Source organism: Mesorhizobium sp. M1E.F.Ca.ET.063.01.1.1 (assembly GCF_003998155.1).
Lineage (GTDB): Bacteria > Pseudomonadota > Alphaproteobacteria > Rhizobiales > Rhizobiaceae > Mesorhizobium.
In genome coordinates this window covers 1-3,376 of sequence record NZ_RZSC01000640.1, presented here as the reverse complement: position 1 = coordinate 3,376, position 3,376 = coordinate 1, and the positions used below count along the sequence as shown (strand labels likewise).

Annotated in this window: 4 protein-coding genes; 2 read left to right on the top strand and 2 right to left on the bottom strand. The window is 66.7% G+C overall.

What is annotated here, in order from left to right:
- The coding region (locus EOA29_RS29705; protein WP_145969862.1) for an ATP-binding cassette domain-containing protein at nucleotides 1-676 on the top strand (676 nt) is incomplete at its 5' end.
- Nucleotides 673-1,668 carry an ABC transporter permease gene (locus EOA29_RS29700; RefSeq protein WP_126090808.1) on the top strand — a complete coding sequence of 332 codons (996 nt, stop codon included), beginning with the start codon at nucleotides 673-675 and terminating at the stop codon, nucleotides 1,666-1,668. The genes EOA29_RS29705 and EOA29_RS29700, both read left to right, overlap by 4 nt.
- 194 nt (nucleotides 1,669-1,862) lie before the next feature.
- Here the strand turns inward: EOA29_RS29700 and phnN are convergent, their stop codons facing one another.
- Complete coding sequence (phnN, locus tag EOA29_RS29690; protein ID WP_189350430.1) at nucleotides 1,863-2,489, bottom strand: phosphonate metabolism protein/1,5-bisphosphokinase (PRPP-forming) PhnN; 627 nt, start codon at nucleotides 2,487-2,489, stop codon at nucleotides 1,863-1,865.
- A partial coding sequence (locus tag EOA29_RS29685) for an alpha-D-ribose 1-methylphosphonate 5-triphosphate diphosphatase (RefSeq protein ID WP_127221996.1) occupies nucleotides 2,486-3,376 on the bottom strand: 891 nt, incomplete at its 5' end. The genes phnN and EOA29_RS29685, both read right to left, overlap by 4 nt.

Genomic DNA, 3,376 nt, shown 5'->3' with positions numbered 1-3,376 from the left:
CGGCCTCGCCGGGCTGGTGGGCTCCGGCCGCACGGAGCTCGCGCGCGTCCTGTTCGGCGTCGACGAGCGGCTCGGCGGCAGCGTCGCGCTGGACGGCAAGGCGCTCGATGTCGGATCGGCCGCCGACGCGGTGGCGAACGGCATCTTCCTGGTGCCGGAAGACCGCAAGCTTACCGGCATCCTGCTCGACCTCTCGATCGCGCAGAACATCTCGCTGCCCAACCTGCCTGCCCATGCGAAGCGCTCGCTGGTCTCGACCAGCGCCGAGCTCGCAACCGCCGAAAAGCAGAAGAAGGACCTCGGCATCAAGGCGCCGTCGGTGCTCACCCGCACCGGCACGCTTTCGGGCGGCAACCAGCAGAAGGTGGTTCTGGCCAAATGGCTGGCGATGAACCCCAAGGTGATGATCCTCGACGAGCCGACTCGCGGCATCGATATCGGCGCCAAGGCCGAGATCTACGGGCTGATGAGGTCGTTGGCGGATGCCGGCGTCGCGGTGCTGATGATCTCCAGCGACATGGAAGAGGTGATCGGCGTCTCGGACCGCATCGCCGTCATGCATGAGGGACAGATCTCCGGCATTCTCGACCGGGACGATTTCAGCCAGGAAAACGTGCTTCTGCTGGCGGTGGGCAAAAAGCCCAAGCTGGTGCAAGCTGCGGGAGGAGCGCAATGAGCAAGAAAGATCTCGGCCTGCTGGTCCTGATCCTGGTGGTCGGCGCGGTGGTGACTGCCATCAATCCGCGTTTCCTTTTGCCGATCAACCTCGCCAACACCTCCAACCTGATCGGACTGTTCGGCATCCTCTCCATCGGCCAGGCCTTCGTCATCATCACCGGCGGCATAGAGCTCTCGGTCGGTTCGCTGGTCGCGTTGCTCGGCACGTTGTTCATCGACTTCATCGCCGTGCGCGAGATGGACTGGCCGCTGGCCTTCGCGCTGATCATCGCGCTCGGCGCCATCATCGGCTTCGTGCATGGCTGGCTGATCACGCGGCTCAAGATGCAGCCCTTCGTGGTGACGCTCTGCGGCCTCTTGATCTATCGCGGCGTCGCCCGGTTCTACACCGCCGACGGCACGGCAGGTTTCGCCTTCGGCCAGAACTTCCCGGATCTCGAGTTCCTCACGGCCGGGCGCTCTTACGGCGTGCCGAACAGCTTCACGGCGCTGATCGTCATCGCCATCGTCATGTGGGTGGTGCTGCACCGCTCGGTGTTCGGGCGCTACCTCTACGCCATCGGCAAGAACGAGGAAGCGGCGAAATATTCGGGTATCCGCACCGGGCGCGTCGTCATCGCCGCCTATGTCATCTGCGGCGTGCTGACGGCGCTGTCGGCGATCTATTTCGCCATGTATACGCGCTCGATCTCGCCGGCCAGCCATGGCCAGTTCTACGAGCTTTACGCGATCGCCGCGGCGGTGCTCGGCGGCTTCTCGCTGCGCGGCGGCGAGGGCTCGCTGGTGGGCGTCATCCTCGGCACCGTGCTGCTGCAGGAACTGCAGAATCTGGTCAACCTGCTCGGCATCCCCTCCTCGCTGAACTTCGCGGTGATGGGCGGCGTCATCCTGATCGGCGTGCTGGTCGATCAGCAATGGGGCGTGTTCCGCGCCCGGCGCCGGATGCTGGAGGCGACGCGCAGGAACGTCGCCGGCGCGCCGGCGGAGTAGCACTGCCTCCCCCTTCTCCCCTTGTGGGAGAAGGTGGATCGGCGCGAAGCGCCGAGACGGATGAGGGGTGTTGGAAGGATCGCTGCCTCGGGGGCGTTTCAAACCCTTTGATCTTCCACGCCTCACTCCGTCCAGCACCCCTCACCCGGCCGCTTCGCGGCCACCTTCTCCCACAAGGGGAGAAGGAAAAGGCGCTAGATCTGATCCGACAGGTCCGAGAACGCCATCGCCTTGCGCAGCACCTCGGCGAAGCGCTCGCCGGCAATTTCCCTGGCGCCGCTGTTGTCGATCGAGGTGACGTCCGGACCGGACAGCGTCACGCTCGTGCTGCGCGCCAGGCGGGCCAGCACCTCGCCGCGCGATTCGCGGCCGCGCGCCGCCAGCCGCTCGGCGAGGATTTCGGGCGTGGCGGTGATCTCGACCACCGCCAGATTGGCGTAGCGCTCGCGCAGCGCCGGGATGATCGCGCGCGATACATTGGCCACGGCCACATGGCCGTTGGCGACGGCCCAGTCGACATCGGCCGGCAAGCCATAGCGCAGGCCATGCGCGTCCCAGCAGATGGCAAAGGCGCCATCGGCCTCCGCCTCGGCGAAGGCGGCGTCGGCCAGCGTGTCGTGGTCCTCGCTCGCGGAATCGCTCGGCCGGGTGATGACGCGACGCACGAATTCCAGCCGCGTCTCGCCGGCAAAGCGCGCCTTGGCGAAGCCGATCACCGTGTCCTTGCCGGCGCCGCTCGGGCCGACAACGGCGACGAAGACGCCGTTGCGGATGGGAAGCGTGTCGGCCAGTTCGCGCTCGATCAACGCCGAAACCATCATGCGACCCGGCGTCCTTCGCGCCAGACGGTGCGAACAACCGGCACGTGCTCGTCGACACGCACGCGCACGAGATCGGCGCGCCGGCCGGGCTCGATGACGCCGCGATCGCTAAGGCCGACCGCTTCCGCCGGGTTCTTCGAGACCATGGCGACCGCCCGCGGCAGCGAGATGCCCTCGACGACATCGCCGAGGAAGAAAGCCGACTGGATCAGGCTGAAGGGGATGTAGTCGGACGACAGGATGTCGAGCAGGCCGTCGCCGGCCAGCGCCCTGGCCGAGACATTGCCCGAATGCGAGGCGCCGCGCATGACGTTGGGCGCGCCCATCAGCACGCCGAGGCCTGCCGCCTTCGAGGCCTTTGCCGCCTCCTCGGTGGTCGGGAACTCGGCGACGCGCACACCCTGCTCCACCGCTTCGTCGACATGGCCGGCCGTCGCATCGTCATGGCTGGCGAGCACGATGCCGCGCTCGTGGCAGGCGGCGGAAATGAAGATGCGGTTCGGACCGGAGTTCATGGCCGATTCGGCCATCCGCTTCTCGCAGAATTTCTGGAAGTCGCGGTCGGTCAGCTTCAGCTTGCGCTGGTAGTAGTAGGCATAGGTCTCGAGGTTGACGAACTGGCGCTGGCCCGGCGCATGGTCCATCAGCGAGGCGAGCTTCACCCTGTCGTCGGTCTCGAAGTTGGCGAAGGCTTCCAGGCAGTCCGGCGCCGATACCTCGCAGCGCAGATGGATGAAATGGTCGGCCCTAAGCCGATCCTGGCGCACGCTGTCCTCGATCGCGTCGGCGAGCTTGCGCACGTCGTCGGACTTCAGGTCGGCGTCCTCGTCCATGCCGACGCGCAAGGCATCGAGCACCGTGGTGATGCCGGCGGTCGCCACCTGGGC